The sequence below is a fragment of the Pseudomonas sp. NPDC077186 genome (genome assembly GCF_044543505.1).
GTDB lineage: Bacteria > Pseudomonadota > Gammaproteobacteria > Pseudomonadales > Pseudomonadaceae > Aquipseudomonas.
Genome location: NZ_JBITWE010000002.1, coordinates 365,149 through 378,456, shown reverse-complemented (window position 1 = coordinate 378,456; position 13,308 = coordinate 365,149). Strand labels below are relative to the sequence as shown.

The following is a 13,308-nucleotide window of genomic DNA, read 5'->3' as shown; positions in this document are numbered from 1 at the left end:
TCTCCTTGAGGTGGAATCAGGCCGCCGTGAGCATGCCCTGGCGTTCGATAAAGGCGATGATCTCGTCGAGGCCCTGGCCGATTTTCTGGTTGCTGAAGACGAAGGGCTTGTCGCCGCGCATCTTCAGGGTGTCGCGCTGCATCACCTCCAGTGAGGCGCCGACCAGCGGCGCCAGGTCGACCTTGTTGATCACCAAGAGGTCGGACTTGCAGATGCCCGGGCCGCCCTTGCGCGGCAGCTTGTCGCCGGCGGAGACGTCGATCACGTACAGGGTCAGGTCGGACAGCTCCGGGCTGAAGGTGGCCGAGAGGTTGTCGCCGCCGGATTCGACGATGATCAGGTCGAGGCCGGGGAAACGGCGGTTGAGCTGCTCCACCGCCTCCAGGTTGATCGAGGCGTCCTCGCGGATCGCCGTGTGCGGGCAGCCGCCGGTTTCCACGCCGATGATGCGTTCGGGCTCCAGGGCCTCGTTACGCACCAGGAACTGGGCGTCTTCCTGGGTGTAGATGTCGTTGGTGACCACGGCGATGTTGTAGCGCTCGCGCAGGGCACGGCACAGGGCCAGGGTCAGGGCGGTCTTGCCGGAACCGACCGGGCCGCCGATGCCGACGCGCAGGGGTTGGCTGTTCATCTGTTGTTCCTCGTCAGGAGCGGAAGAGACGCGAGTACTGGCGCTCGTGCGCCATGCTCGCCAGGGCCAGGCCGAAGGCGGCGCTGCCCCAGTGTTCGGGTGAAAGGTCGGCGGCCTGGCGCTGCGCCGCCTCGAGCCGCGGCAGCAGGCGACTGGTCAGGCGCTGGGCGGCCTGCTGGCCCAGCGGCAGGGTCTTCATCAGCACCGCCAGCTGGTTTTCCAGCCAGCCCCAGAGCCAGGCGGCCAGGGCCTCGTCGGCGGCGATGCGCCAGGCACGCGCGGCCAGCGCCCAGGCCAGGGCCAGGCCCGGCTCGCGCTGCCCGGCGAGAAAGGCGCGCGCCGCGTCGTCCAGCTCCGGCAGGCCCTCGAGCAGTTGCCGCAGCGAATAGCCCATCTGCCGACTCTCCAGCGCCAGTTCGCGGGTTTCGCGGCTGGCGCGATGGCGCTCGGCCAGCGTCTGCAGCTGCGCCCAGTCGCCGTCCTGCGCGGCTTGGCAGTGGGCCAGCAGCAGCGGCGCCTCGAAGCGGGCGAGGTTGAGCGCGAGCTGATCGGCCAGCCAGCGCTCGGCGCTGTCGGCATCGGTGATCAGGCCGCTGTCCACCGCCCATTCCAGGCCCTGCGAGTAGCTGTAGCCGCCGATCGGCAGCTGTGGGCTGGCCAGGCGCAGCAGGGCCCAGGCCGGGTTCATGGCGCTACCCCGGTGCGCACGGCCTGGGCGGCCCCGCGACACCCTACGCGACAGGCGCAGATCCGGCAGGGAGCGTTCGGTTTCACTGGCGCACCCCGAACTGGTGCAGGCGCGGTCCGTAGTTGAACTCGGCGTCGCCCTGGTGCGAATGATGGTGGCCGCCGCCGTAGGCGCCCTGTTCCGGCTGGTAGGGCGCCTCCACGGCTTCGACCCTGGCGCCGAGCTGTTCGAGCATGGCCTTGAGCACGTAGTCGTCGGGCAGGCGCAGCCAGCCGTCGCCCAGTTGCAGGGCGACGTGGCGGTTGCCCAGGTGATAGGCGGCGCGCATCAGCTCGAAGGGGCTGGCGCAGGTCACGTGCAGCAGCGGCTCGGGCTTGGCCTGCACGCGCACCACGCGGCCGTCCTCGGCCTGCAGGCAGTCGCCGTCGGCCAGCGCCGGCTGGCCGCGTTCGAGAAACAGGCCGACCTCCTCGCCCGCGCTGGTGAAGCAGCGCAGGCGGCTCTTGCTGCGTGCCTCGAAGCTCAACTGCAGTTCGGCGTCGGCGGCCTGCTGCGGCGCGATTCGGCGGTGGATCACCAGCATATGCATCGATTCCGGAAAAGGGATGCCCGGAAATAGTGCAAGGGCCTTGCCAAGGCGTCCCAGGCCGCACGGCGGCGGACTTGTGGATAACTTGGCGAGGTAGTCAGGTTTTATTTGGTGCGTGGCGGGCTGGTCGTGCACGCTTGTGGTGCATTCAGCCGGCAGGCTTGCCCAGGCCCTGCCAGTGCTTGCCGCCGATCATCACGAAGCGCAGCTGCTGGATGATCTTGGCTTCGGCGCTGAGGTGCGCCGGCAGGTTGTCCGCCGGCGGATCGATGAGTTCCGGCAGGGTGGCGAACACGGTTTTCACCACCAGGTCGGAGACCACCTCGCGCGCCGCGTCGTCGAGGTGCGGCATGCGGTTCATCAGCTTGAGGTCGGCGGCCAGGTCGCCGGTGATGCGCTCGCGCAGCGCGGCGATGGCCTGGCGCACCGGTTGCGAGCCGCCGTACTGCTCGCGGGCGAGAAACAGGAACTGCGCGCGGTTGGCTGCCACCTCGGCGAGGAAGATGCGCACCGAGGCGTCGATCATTCCGCGTACCTCGAACTCGTGGCGGCGCACGCGGCGAATGGCGGCGCGGAAGGTCTCGCCGACCTCGGCCACCAGGGCCAGGCCGAGCTCATCCATGTCGGCGAAGTGGCGGTAGAAACCGGTGGGCACTATGCCGGCGACCCGGGTGACTTCGCGCAGGCTCAGGCTGCCGAAACCGCGGCCGCTTTCCATCAGGCTCAGGGCGGCGTCCATCAGGGCCTGGCGGGTCTGCTGCTTCTGTTCGGCGCGTGGTGTCATGCGGGGTCTGGGTCGATGAGCGATGCCGCACTCTAGCAAATGCGCGCGACGAGCGTCGAACCAGGGTGGGGCAGAGCTTTAAGTGTACAAGTGTTGACTGAGTTGGGTGGCGTCTGGCAGCCTTGTGCACAACTGTTCACTGGAACTGCATTGATGGCCCTGATTCCCCTGTCCCTGGCGCGCCGCCTGGCCCGCCCGCTGCAGCCGTTGCGTGCGCTGTGCGCCGGCGGCTGGCTGCGCGAGGCGGACGTCGACCTGTGGCTGCGCCTGCTGCACCCGGCACTGCGCCTGAACCGGGTGTGCGCCCGCGTCGAGGCGCGGCGCTGGGTCGCCGAGGACATGCTCGCCTTGCGCCTGCGTTGCAACGGCAACGCCCGCGGCTGGCGCGCCGGCCAGCATGTGCAGCTGTATCTGCAGCAGGACGGCGTGCGCCACGGGCGCAGCTACAGCCTGACGGCGGTGGCGGCGGACGGGCGTGTCGAACTGGCGATCAAGCGCCAGCCGGGCGGACGCCTGTCCAGCCTGTTGTTGGACCGCGTCGAGGTCGGCCAGGTGCTGGAGCTGGGCGCGGCCTTCGGCGAGCTGCGTTGGCCGGCGGATGGCCGGCCGGTGCTGCTGCTGGCCGCCGGCAGCGGCATCACGCCGCTGCTCGGGCTGCTGCGCGAGGCGCTGGCGCGCGGCTACGCGGCGCCGGTGACGCTGCTGCACCAGGTGCGCCGCCGCGCCCAGCGCGCCTTCGTCGACGAGCTGCAGGCGCTGGCCGCCCGCCACCCGAATCTGCAGCTGCGCTGGGCGCTTAGCGGCGAGGCGGCGCTGCCGGGGGAGTTCGCCGGTCGACTGAGCGATGAGCGCCTGGCCGAGCTGCCCGGCGAGCATCTGCTGGTCTGCGGCCCGCGTGGCTTCGTCGAGCAGGCGCAGGCCGGTTGGCAGGGCGCTGGACGCGAAGGCAGCCTGCAGTGGGAAAGCTTCAGCCCGCCGGCGCCGCTCGACGCCAGCGGCAGGGTACGCCTGGGCTTTGCCCGCAGCCGTCGGCAGGCGGCCGGCAACACTGGCCAGAGCCTGCTGGAGCAGGCCGAGGGCAACGGCCTGCGGCCGGCCCATGGCTGCCGCCAGGGCATCTGCGCCAGTTGCACCTGCACCCTGCTCGCCGGCGCGGTGCGCGACCTGCGCAGCGGCGCGCTGTTCGCCGAGCCGGGGCAGCCCATTCGCCTATGCATCAGCGCCCCGCATGGGGATGTGGAGATCGACCTGTGAACAACCGCCCCGACCGCGAGCTGAGTCCGGCCGAGCTGCAGGCCTTCGGCGCCGAACTGGACGCCCTGCGCCGGCGTACCCTGGACGATCTGGGCGAGGCGGATGCGCGCTATATCCGCCGAGTGCGCGGCGCGGTGCGCCTGTGCTGCTGGAGCGGGCGCGCGCTGCTGATGCTCGGCTGGTTTCCGCCGACCTGGCTGCTCGGCAGCCTGCTGCTGGGCCTGGGCAAGATCCTCGAGAACATGGAGCTGGGCCACAACGTCATGCACGGCCAGTACGACTGGATGAACGACCCGGAATTCGCCGGTCGCCAGTACGAGTGGGACATAGTCGGCCCGGCCGACTTCTGGCGGCACACCCATAACCACGTCCACCACAGCTACACCAACGTGCTGGGCATGGACGACGACGTCGGCTACGGCGTGGTGCGGCTGTTTCCCGAGCAGCGCTGGAAGCCCTTCTACCGCTGGCAGCCGCTGTGGGTGACGCTGCAGGCGCTGCTGTTCCAGTACGCCGTGGCCATCCAGCATCTGCGCCTGGACCAGCTGCTCAAGGGGCGGATCGGCCAGGACGAGGTGCGCCCGCTGGCGCGTCAGTTCGGCGCCAAGCTGGCGCGGCAATGGGCCAAGGACTACCTGGCGTTTCCGCTGCTGGCCTTGCTGCTCGGCGCCAACGCACTGGCCGTGCTGGCGGGCAATCTGCTGGCCAACCTGCTGCGCAACCTGTGGACCTTCCTGGTGATCTTCTGCGGCCACTTCACCGAGCAGGCAGCGGTATTTGCACCCGAAGTATTGGAAGGGGAGACGCGCGGGCACTGGTACCTGCGTCAGTTGCGCGGCTCGAGCAACCTGTCCGGCGGGCCGCTGCTGCACATTCTCACCGGCAACCTCAGCCACCAGATCGAGCACCACCTGTTCCCAGACCTGCCGGCGCGGCGCTATGCCGAACTGGCGCGCGAGGTGCGCCAGATCGCCGCGCGCTATGGCCAGCACTACAACTGCGGCAGCCTGTGGGCGCAGTTCTCGAGCGTGCTGCGGCGCATCTGGATCTATCGTTTGCCCGCTGCTGAGGTGGCGTGAGATCCGCTGACACCGGCTGTCGCGGCTGTCGCGGCTGAAGCCCCTCCCACCAGCCGGCTGCTGGCGGATAAAAAAGCCCGGCAGGCGCCGGGCTTGGGGATATTGCGATAGGGCTCAGGCCGTACGCCCGCGTTGCTCGATCAGACGATCGGCGCCGCCTTCGGCCAACTGTACGCGCTGGGCGCCCGGGGTGCGCTCGTAGCCGCCTTCTACCAATTGGATGCGCTGGCTACCCGGGGTACGCTCGGCGCCGTTCTCGGCCAGCGGCGCGACGGGTTGCTGTTGCACGTGGCTGTCCTTGGCTTCGCCCACCAGGGGGAAGGGCGCGCTGCTCGGCGCGGCGAAAACGCTGGTGGTCAGCAGGCTAAGGGCCAGGGCGGCGAGGGTCAGTTGGCTTTTCATGTCGGTGTCTCCGTAGGGAGTGATAAGTGACTTCGGGGCCAATTGTTCGGGACAGGCGCGCAGATAAGAACTTGACTGGCCTGATAGTGACCATCGATCCTGTTGATGCAGGCTGGAAAGGCTCTGCGATGGGGCTTTCAGCCCGTGGTCATGACATTGCCCGGAGTTTCTGCGGGGGTGTTCGGCGCGCGCTCGCCGGGTCGCATCCTCGGCCGGCCGCGCGTATGCTTGGCGCCCCTTGCGCGGGCCGCTTGCGGTTGACGCGATTTTCTGGAGGCAGGTGCACCCATGCTCGCGGTACAGGCGATTCTGCCGATCTTCGCCCTGATCGTTCTCGGCTATCTGTTGGGCTGGCGCCAGTGGCTCACCAGCGAGTCGGCGGCCGGGCTGGCCACTATCACCTTCAAGCTGTTTATGCCGACGCTGCTGTTCGCCGGCATCGCCAAGGCGTCGCTGGCCGAGGGCCTGTCGCCGGTGCTGCTGCTGGCCTACTACCTGCCGGTGCTGCTGGTGTTCGCCGCGGTCAACGCGCTGGCCCACTGGCGGCGTGGCACGGCCTCGCCGCTGGGGCTGGTGGCGGCCTTCTCCAACAACGTGCTGGTAGGCATCCCGCTGATCGCCAGCCTGATGGGCAACGACGGTCTGCTCTATGTCTTCGCTATCCTGGTGTTCCACAGTCTCACGCTGTTTTCCCTGCACAGCTTCTACGCCGCCTTCGGCAGCGGCGAGCGGGTCGACGGCCGTGCGCTGCTGAACAACCTGGCCAACCCGATGATCATCGGCCTGGCGCTCGGCGCCTTGCTCAACCTGTCCGGGCTGGTGGTGCCGGAGAGCCTGTGGCGGGCGGTGACCTGGCTGGGCCAGGCCGCCTTGCCCTGCGCGCTGATCGTGCTCGGCGCCAGCCTGTCGCGCTACCGCCTGCGCCCCACCGGCGAGGCCTGGGGCGTGGCGTTGGCCAAGCTGGCGCTGTTCCCGGCGCTGGTCTGCTGGCTCAGCGGCCAGCTGCCCGGCCTGAACGACACGGCGCGCACGGTGCTGGTGCTGCTCGCCGCCTGCCCCAGCGGGGTCAACGTGATGGCCTTTGCCCGCAACGCCGAGGACAGCCGCAGCGTCAGCGCGGCGATTTCGCTGTCGACCCTGCTGGCGGCGCTCAGCTTGCCGCTGTGGATGCTGGTGATGGGCTTCTGAGTTCGCGGCTGCCGTCGACATCGCCGGCAGCCAGCAGGTGCTGCTCGAGGATCTCGCTCATGTGTCGCTGGAGGAGCACAGCCTGCGCGCACCGTCGCGGTGCTCGCCGCCTTCCTGGTGCGCTGAGGCTCTAGCCCGGTAGTTTTCAAGCCGTTGATTTTGTTCGTGGAAGTTCGCGCCGCCGATGCCTGGCGCGTTTCCTGCTTTGGCCCGGCGGGGCGGTTGGCTTTGGCGAATCTTCGTCTAGGCTGACGAGATAACGAACAAAAAAGCAGGAAACTGCATGCGCAAGGGCATTCGAGCTTTCGTCCGGGTCGTGGACGCATTCAACCGGAGGGTCGGGCGTTTCGCCATGTACCTGATCTTCGCCATGCTGGCGGTGCTGCTGTACTCCTCGATCAGCAAGACCTTCTTCACTCCCTCGATCTGGACCCTGGAAAGCGCCCAGTTCCTCATGGTCGCCTACTTCCTGCTCGGCGGCGCCTACTCGATGCAACTCGACGCCCACGTGCGCATGGACCTGGCCTACAGCCACTGGTCGCCGCGCACCCGCGCCGTGGTCGATGCGATCACCGTGTTGATGCTGATCTTCTACCTGGTGCTGCTGCTGATCGGCGGCATTTCCTCCACCGAATACGCCCTCGAATACCAGGAAACCAGCTACTCGGCCTGGTCGCCCTATATGGCGCCAATCAAGCTGGTGATGTGCTTCGGCATCTTGCTGATGCTGCTGCAGGCCATCGCCACCTTCTTCAAGGATCTCTACGCGGCCCGCGGGGAGACGCTGTAATGGATTACCAGCTGATCGCGCTGCTGATGTTCTCCTCGATGATGCTGCTGCTGCTCACCGGCAAGCGCGTGTTCGGCGCCATCGGCTTCGTCGCCGCCGCCGCCGCGCTGCTGCTGTGGGGCGACGGCGGCTCGGAGATGGCCTTCAGCGCGGCGATGAAACTGATGAAGTGGTACCCGCTGCTGACCCTGCCGATGTTCGTGTTCATGGGCTACATGCTCTCCGAGTCCGGCCTGGCCGAAGACCTGTACAAGATGTTCCACGTGTGGATGGGGCCGCTGCCGGGCGGGCTGGCCATCGGCACCATCGGCCTGATGGTGGTGATCTCGGCGATGAACGGGCTGAGCGTGGCCGGCATGGCCATCGGCGCCAGCATCGCCCTGCCCGAGCTGCTGCGCCGCGGCTACGACAAGATCATGGTCACCGGGGTGATCCAGGCCGGCAGCTCGCTGGGCATCCTCATTCCGCCCAGCGTGGTGCTGGTGCTCTACGGCATGATCGCCCGTCAGCCGGTCGGCCAGCTGTGGCTGGCCGGGGCCATTCCCGGCCTGCTGATGGCGAGCCTGTTCGTACTCTATATCGTCGTGCGCTGCCGTCTGCAGCCACAGCTCGGCCCGCCCCTGGCCGAGGCCGAGCGGCTGCAGGTCAGCCGCCGGGAAAAGCTGTTGCTGCTGCGCGCCGGGCTGGCGCCGCTGTTCATCTTCTTCGCCATGACCGGGCTGTTCCTGCTGGGCTACACCAGCCTGGTGGAAAGCTCGGCGGTGGGCGCCGCCGCGGCCATGCTGATGGCGCTGGTCAAGCGCCGGCTGAACCGCCAGGTGCTGGAGGAGACGCTGCGCAAGACCCTGGCGATCAGCTGCATGTTCATGTGGATCATCCTCGCCGCGCTGTGTTTCGGCGCGGTGTTCGACGGCCTCGGCGCGGTGCGGGCGATCGAGACCTTCTTCGTCGACAGCCTGCACCTGGGGCCCTGGCAGATCCTCATCATGATGCAGCTGTCGTTCATCATCATGGGCATGTTCCTCGACGACACCGCCATGCTGGTCATAGTCGCGCCGCTCTACATCCCGCTGGTCGGCGCGCTGGGCTTCGACCTGGTGTGGTACGGCGTGCTCTACACCATCACCTGCCAGATCGCCTACATGACCCCGCCGTTCGGCTACAACCTGTTCCTCATGCGCGCCATGGCCCCGCCCGAGGTGAGCCTGCGCGACATCTACGTCTCGGTCACCCCCTTCGTGCTGGTGATGGTCCTGAGCCTGATCCTGGTGATGGTTTTTCCACAGTTGGCGCTGTGGTTGCCGCAGCTGCACTACGGCGGTTGATTCACGGAAATCGGCGCGCCTGGCGCGCCAGCAGTCGAGCCGGCGCCTGCCGGTCACTGGCAAGGCCGCCGCGGCTGCGGCGGCAATGAGCGGTTGTATTGCATCTGCATCGACACTATTGGAGAGACCAGCATGAGTACGAGACGCGATTTCCTGAAAACCGCCGCGGTCGGCACCGCCGCCCTGGGTTCGGCGCACATCTACGCGCAGGAGCCGAAGAAGATCACCTGGCGCCTGCAGACCTACGCCGGCCCGGCGCTGGCCGAGCACGTGATCAAGCCCTCGATCGACGCCTTCAACAAGGCGGCCAACGGCCAGATGGAGATCCAGTTGTACTTCGCCGATCAGCTGGTGCCCACCGGCGAGCTGTTCCGCGCCATGCAGCGCGGCACCATCGACGCGGTGCAGAGCGACGACGACTCCATCGCCGCGCCGGTGGACGTCTCGGTGTTCGGCGGCTACTTCCCCTTCGCCACCCGCTACAGCCTGGACGTGCCGGTGCTGTTCGAGCAGTACGGTCTCAACGACATCTGGGCCGAGGCCTACGGCGAGGTCAAGGGCGTCACCTGGCTCGGCGCCGGCGCCTGGGACCCCTGCCACTTCGCGACGGTGCAGCCGATCACCAAGCTCGACGACCTCAAGGGCAAGCGCATCTTCACCTTCCCCACCGCCGGCAAGTTCCTCGCCCGCTTCGGCGTGATCCCGGTGACCCTGCCCTGGGAAGACGTCGAGGTGGCGGTGCAGACCGGCGAGCTGGACGGCATCGCCTGGTCCGGCATCACCGAGGACTACACCGTCGGCTGGGCCAACGTCACCAAGTACTTCCTCACCAACAACATCTCCGGCGCCTGGATCGGCTCCTACTTCGCCAACTCGGACAAGTGGGCCGAGGTGCCCGAACACCTCAAGACCCTGTTCAAGCTGTGCATGGACAGCTCCAACTACTACCGCCAGCACTGGTACTGGGGCGGCGAGGCGCAGCTGCGCGTGGAAGGCGGCAAGTTGCAGCTGACCTCCATCCCCGACGCCGAATGGGCCACGGTGGAAGCCGAGGCGCTGAAGTTCTGGGACGAGATCGCCAAGACCAGCCCGCGCTGCGCCAAGGTGGTGGACATCTTCAAGAAGTACAACGCGCTGATGGCCAAGGCGGGGGCGCCTTATCGCGGTTGAGTCCGGTGGCTCGTCAGGTGAGGCCATGCGCCCGTGCCGCGAGGTACGGGCGCGGTTTTTTATGGCGATGACCGCTGCCGTCGACGCCTGTGCGGCGGGCTGTCCGTAGTCTCTGCCTTGCCTTGTCGTCCTCGCGCTGCGGTCGTCCGGTAGGGAACTGATTGGCACAATGCGCTTCTAAGTGAACGCTCGCACGATGCGAGCAAAAGTTCTGCGCTAGGATTCGACGCTCTCCATACAAGGACGTATCTCATGACCAAGCCGGCGTCGCGCCTGAGCGACCTCAACGCCTGCCCATTGCCCGGGCACGGCACCAATTCCAGATCTATTCCTATGCCTGCCTTACCGGTCTGGGCATCGACGCTCACCTGCGCGTGGCAGCGGGTGAAGACCCTCAGTACGACAAGAGCCTGGCGCAACTGATCGCCAATGCCAGCAAAACGACGGTCTGGGCCTATCCCCGGCGCACTTCTCGAATACAAGCCCAAGTAAATGTTCGCTCATCGAATCATATGGATTACCGCCGCCCTGTTGTTGGGCCTAGGCCTGACGGGGTTGCACCTGAACGCAGAGGATCGCGCCATGCCCGCGAAAGTGATGATGTATTACGGACCTTCGGACAACGAAGACATGTTCGATGCCACGCGATGGTTCGCCAGTGGCCAGTATCGGTCGCGGCCGGGCTTCGAGGACTATCCGCTCACCATGTTGCATACCCGGCCGGTTCCCTTTACTCGGGATCAGATCAAGGATTTCCCCGTCATTGCCGCGATGGCGCTGCAGGAACATTATCCGGACGCCGATCAGCTCAAGTTGCTCGATTCCGAGCCGGACCTCAGCGGGCGCGTGCGTTATGCCTACAGCGCGTTTGCCGAACCGGATCTGCCGGTGGACTACTACTACCTCTATATAGAGTTGGATAACACCCGCTATGTGGTGACCTTTGACCGCGATGGTCAGACGAGCGCGTTGCGCAAGAAGACTTACCGGGCCAGAGCCATCGTTGGTCAATACGCCTCGCAGGCCGAACATCGCAAGGTCTTCGAGGAGATCGAAGCGCAGGAGAGGCGCGAGGGGCGGCGTGGCTGAGAAGGAGGCTCTTTTTCCGCTAGGGAGCCATTGCGAGAAAGGATGCATGCAATGAAGCGTTTTGTAGTGCTGGGCCTATGCCTGGTTGCGCTGCTGCTGGGCTACGCCAAGGTGGTGGCGCGTATCGGCTCGGAGGCTGCGCCCGATCTCGCGAAACCGGAACAGCAGGCCGACTTGATTACCGTCGACAAACGGCAACGACGCATGGCGCTCTGGCGCCAGGGTGAGCCGCTGGCCGAGTACCGCATCGCGCTGGGCGGCGCAGGTGACGAGGGGCACAAGCAGCGCGAAGGCGACCAGCGCACGCCCGAGGGGCGCTACCTGATCGACTGGCGCAACCCCAAGTCGATGGCCCATCTCAGCCAGCATATCTCCTATCCCAACCCGCAGGACGAAACCCGCGCCCGCGCCGTTGGCTATGCGCCCGGCGGCAATATCATGATTCACGGCTTGCCCAATGGCTGGGGCTGGCTCGAGCCGCTGCATCACCTGTGGGACTGGACCGACGGCTGCATCGCCGTGCGCAACGACGAGATGCGGCAGATCTGGGCGCTGGTGCCCAACGGTACGCCTATCGAGATCCGCCGCTAAAGCGCGGGCTGCAGTGCCGCGGTCGTCAGTGATATAGGTGGGCGCCGCGCAGAAGTCCACGACGCCGATCTTGCCTAAACAGCGCCGGTCGCCAAAGAGTGGTGCGCGCGGCGCACCCTACGAGCCGCGGTCTGGGCACCGTACCGGCAGATTTTTCCGCCCCAGCCCTGTCAGCCCGGCAATCCTGTACCACACTCAATGGGCCTGAAACGGACGCTGTGATAGGCGTCGCGCTGCGCCCATGGTCGTCGGCCCTGCCAGGCCGGTCATGGCTGCCCAGCCGCTCGCCGAACCCGCCCGCCATAACAACAAGACACAGGGGTTAGCATGTTCAAACCACGGGATGTAAAGACCCTGGGCGATGCCCGGCGCATCGTCGAGGAGCGTGGCCTGAGCCACGTGAAAGTCGGCCTGTTCGACAACGATGGGGTGATGCGCGGCAAGTACATGAGCCGCAGCAAGTTCTTCTCCGCCTTGGAGCACGGCTTCGCCTTCTGCGACGTGGTGCTCGGCTGGGACGTCAAGGATCAGCTCTACGACAACGCCCAGTACACCGGCTGGCACACCGGCTACCCCGACGCGCCGGTGCGCATCCTGCCGCACACCTGCCGCGAGATTCCCTTCGAGAACGGCATGCTGCTGTTTCTCGCCGAATTCGACCAGCAGGCCGAGGCGGTGTGCCCGCGCGGCACCTTGCGACGGGTGGTCGAGCGTTGCCAGGCCATGGGCTTCGAGCCCTATGCGGCGCTGGAGTACGAGTTCTTCATGTTCGACGAGACGCCGCAGTCGGCGCGGGCCAAGGGCTTTCGCGACCTCAAGCCCTTCACCCCGGACTGGTTCGGCTACTCGATGATCCGCAACTCGGTGCATGCCGAGCTCTACCACCAGATCTTCGAGATGGGCGAGAGCATGGATTTTCCCATCGAGGGCCTGCACACCGAGACCGGGCCCGGCGTGCTCGAGGCGGCGATCGCCTATGACCGCGCCGAGGCGGCGGCGGACAAGGGCGCGCTGTTCAAGACCTTCATGAAGGTGCTGGCCCAGCGCAACGGCCTGATGGCCACCTTTATGGCCAAGTGGTCGGGCAAGTACCCGGGGCAGAGCGGGCATATCCACGTCTCGCTGCGCGACCGCGCGAGCGACAAGTCGGCCTTCTACGACCCCGATCAGGCGCACAACATGAGCAAGCTGCAGCGGCATTTCCTCGCCGGGCAGCAGCGCCTGATGCCGGAATTCCTGTGCATGGTGGCGCCGACCCTGAACAGCTACCGGCGCCTGATCCCCGGCTTCTGGGCACCCACCGACGCCACCTGGGGCGTGGAGAACCGCACCGCGGCGCTGCGGGTGATCCCCGGTAGCGACAAGTCGCAGCGCCAGGAGTACCGCCTCGGCGCCGCCGACGGCAATCCCTTCCTGGCGCTGTCGGTGGCCATCGGTTCGGGGCTGTACGGGATCATGCAGGAGTGGGAACCAACCGCGCCGGTCAGCGGCAACGCCTACGCGGTCAAGCATCCCGAGGAGCTGGCGCTGCCGCGCACCCTGTGGGACGCCGCGCAGCGTCTGAAGGCCTCGCAGGCGGCGCGCGAGCTGTTCGGCGACGCCTTCGTCGAACACTTCGCCGCCAGCCGCGAATGGGAAGAGCGCGAGTACCGCCGCCATGTCAGCGACTGGGAGCTGGATCGCTACTTCGAAATCATCTGATCCCCCATTCCCGTAGCCCGGATGCAA

14 protein-coding genes are annotated in these 13,308 nt (G+C 67.0%); 9 read left to right on the top strand and 5 right to left on the bottom strand.

What is annotated here, in order from left to right; genetic code table 11:
• Positions 1 to 16: 16 nt before the first annotated feature.
• The 4 genes from ureG to ACIGKL_RS10395 form a co-directional block, all read right to left on the bottom strand.
• Complete coding sequence (gene ureG / locus ACIGKL_RS10410; protein WP_021445446.1) at positions 17 to 631, bottom strand: urease accessory protein UreG; 615 nt, start codon at positions 629 to 631, stop codon at positions 17 to 19.
• A 13-nt stretch (positions 632 to 644) separates the two neighbouring features.
• The gene (locus ACIGKL_RS10405) at positions 645 to 1,319 is read right to left on the bottom strand and encodes an urease accessory protein UreF (RefSeq protein ID WP_397486568.1); all 675 of its coding nucleotides are present in this window, start codon (positions 1,317 to 1,319) and stop codon (positions 645 to 647) included.
• Between the two features lie 82 nt (positions 1,320 to 1,401).
• Positions 1,402 to 1,902 carry an urease accessory protein UreE gene (gene ureE, locus ACIGKL_RS10400; RefSeq protein WP_397486567.1) on the bottom strand — a complete coding sequence of 167 codons (501 nt, stop codon included), beginning with the start codon at positions 1,900 to 1,902 and terminating at the stop codon, positions 1,402 to 1,404.
• A gap of 154 nt (positions 1,903 to 2,056) precedes the next feature.
• Positions 2,057 to 2,692: a TetR family transcriptional regulator gene (locus tag ACIGKL_RS10395; protein ID WP_021445183.1), complete on the bottom strand. Its 636-nt coding sequence runs from the start codon at positions 2,690 to 2,692 to the stop codon at positions 2,057 to 2,059.
• 153 nt (positions 2,693 to 2,845) lie between these two features.
• Here ACIGKL_RS10395 and ACIGKL_RS10390 point away from each other — a divergent pair, with 153 nt between their 5' ends.
• Together ACIGKL_RS10390 and ACIGKL_RS10385 are read left to right on the top strand one after the other, a co-directional pair.
• Complete coding sequence (locus ACIGKL_RS10390) at positions 2,846 to 3,946, top strand: ferredoxin reductase (protein WP_397486566.1); 1,101 nt, start codon at positions 2,846 to 2,848, stop codon at positions 3,944 to 3,946.
• On the top strand, positions 3,943 to 5,025 hold the full coding sequence (locus tag ACIGKL_RS10385; RefSeq protein ID WP_397486565.1) for a fatty acid desaturase family protein: 1,083 nt from the start codon (positions 3,943 to 3,945) through the stop codon (positions 5,023 to 5,025). Before ACIGKL_RS10390 ends, ACIGKL_RS10385 begins: the two co-directional genes overlap by 4 nt.
• Positions 5,026 to 5,139: 114 nt before the next feature.
• Here ACIGKL_RS10385 and ACIGKL_RS10380 read toward each other — a convergent pair whose 3' ends face one another.
• On the bottom strand, positions 5,140 to 5,427 hold the full coding sequence (locus tag ACIGKL_RS10380; protein WP_397486563.1) for a hypothetical protein: 288 nt from the start codon (positions 5,425 to 5,427) through the stop codon (positions 5,140 to 5,142).
• A gap of 288 nt (positions 5,428 to 5,715) precedes the next feature.
• Here ACIGKL_RS10380 and ACIGKL_RS10375 point away from each other — a divergent pair, with 288 nt between their 5' ends.
• The 7 genes from ACIGKL_RS10375 (at position 5,716) to ACIGKL_RS10345 (ending at position 13,281) form a co-directional block, all read left to right on the top strand.
• Entirely contained in the window at positions 5,716 to 6,615 is a 900-nt protein-coding gene (locus tag ACIGKL_RS10375; RefSeq protein ID WP_397486562.1) for an AEC family transporter, read from the top strand.
• Between the two features lie 283 nt (positions 6,616 to 6,898).
• Entirely contained in the window at positions 6,899 to 7,405 is a 507-nt protein-coding gene (locus ACIGKL_RS10370; RefSeq protein ID WP_397486561.1) for a TRAP transporter small permease subunit, read from the top strand.
• A complete protein-coding gene (locus ACIGKL_RS10365; protein ID WP_397486560.1) occupies positions 7,405 to 8,730 on the top strand; it encodes a TRAP transporter large permease subunit in 1,326 nt (441 codons plus the stop codon). The genes ACIGKL_RS10370 and ACIGKL_RS10365 overlap by 1 nt, the downstream gene beginning before the upstream one ends.
• Positions 8,731 to 8,862: 132 nt before the next feature.
• Positions 8,863 to 9,900 (top strand): TRAP transporter substrate-binding protein, encoded by a 1,038-nt coding sequence (locus ACIGKL_RS10360; RefSeq protein WP_397486559.1) that lies wholly within the window; start codon positions 8,863 to 8,865, stop codon positions 9,898 to 9,900.
• 582 nt (positions 9,901 to 10,482) lie between these two features.
• Positions 10,483 to 10,989, top strand: coding sequence for a hypothetical protein (locus ACIGKL_RS10355; protein WP_397486558.1), 507 nt, complete (start codon positions 10,483 to 10,485; stop codon positions 10,987 to 10,989).
• Between the two features lie 51 nt (positions 10,990 to 11,040).
• Positions 11,041 to 11,580: a murein L,D-transpeptidase family protein gene (locus ACIGKL_RS10350; RefSeq protein ID WP_397486557.1), complete on the top strand. Its 540-nt coding sequence runs from the start codon at positions 11,041 to 11,043 to the stop codon at positions 11,578 to 11,580.
• A gap of 327 nt (positions 11,581 to 11,907) precedes the next feature.
• Positions 11,908 to 13,281 carry a glutamine synthetase family protein gene (locus tag ACIGKL_RS10345; RefSeq protein WP_397486556.1) on the top strand — a complete coding sequence of 458 codons (1,374 nt, stop codon included), beginning with the start codon at positions 11,908 to 11,910 and terminating at the stop codon, positions 13,279 to 13,281.
• Positions 13,282 to 13,308: the final 27 nt, after the last annotated feature.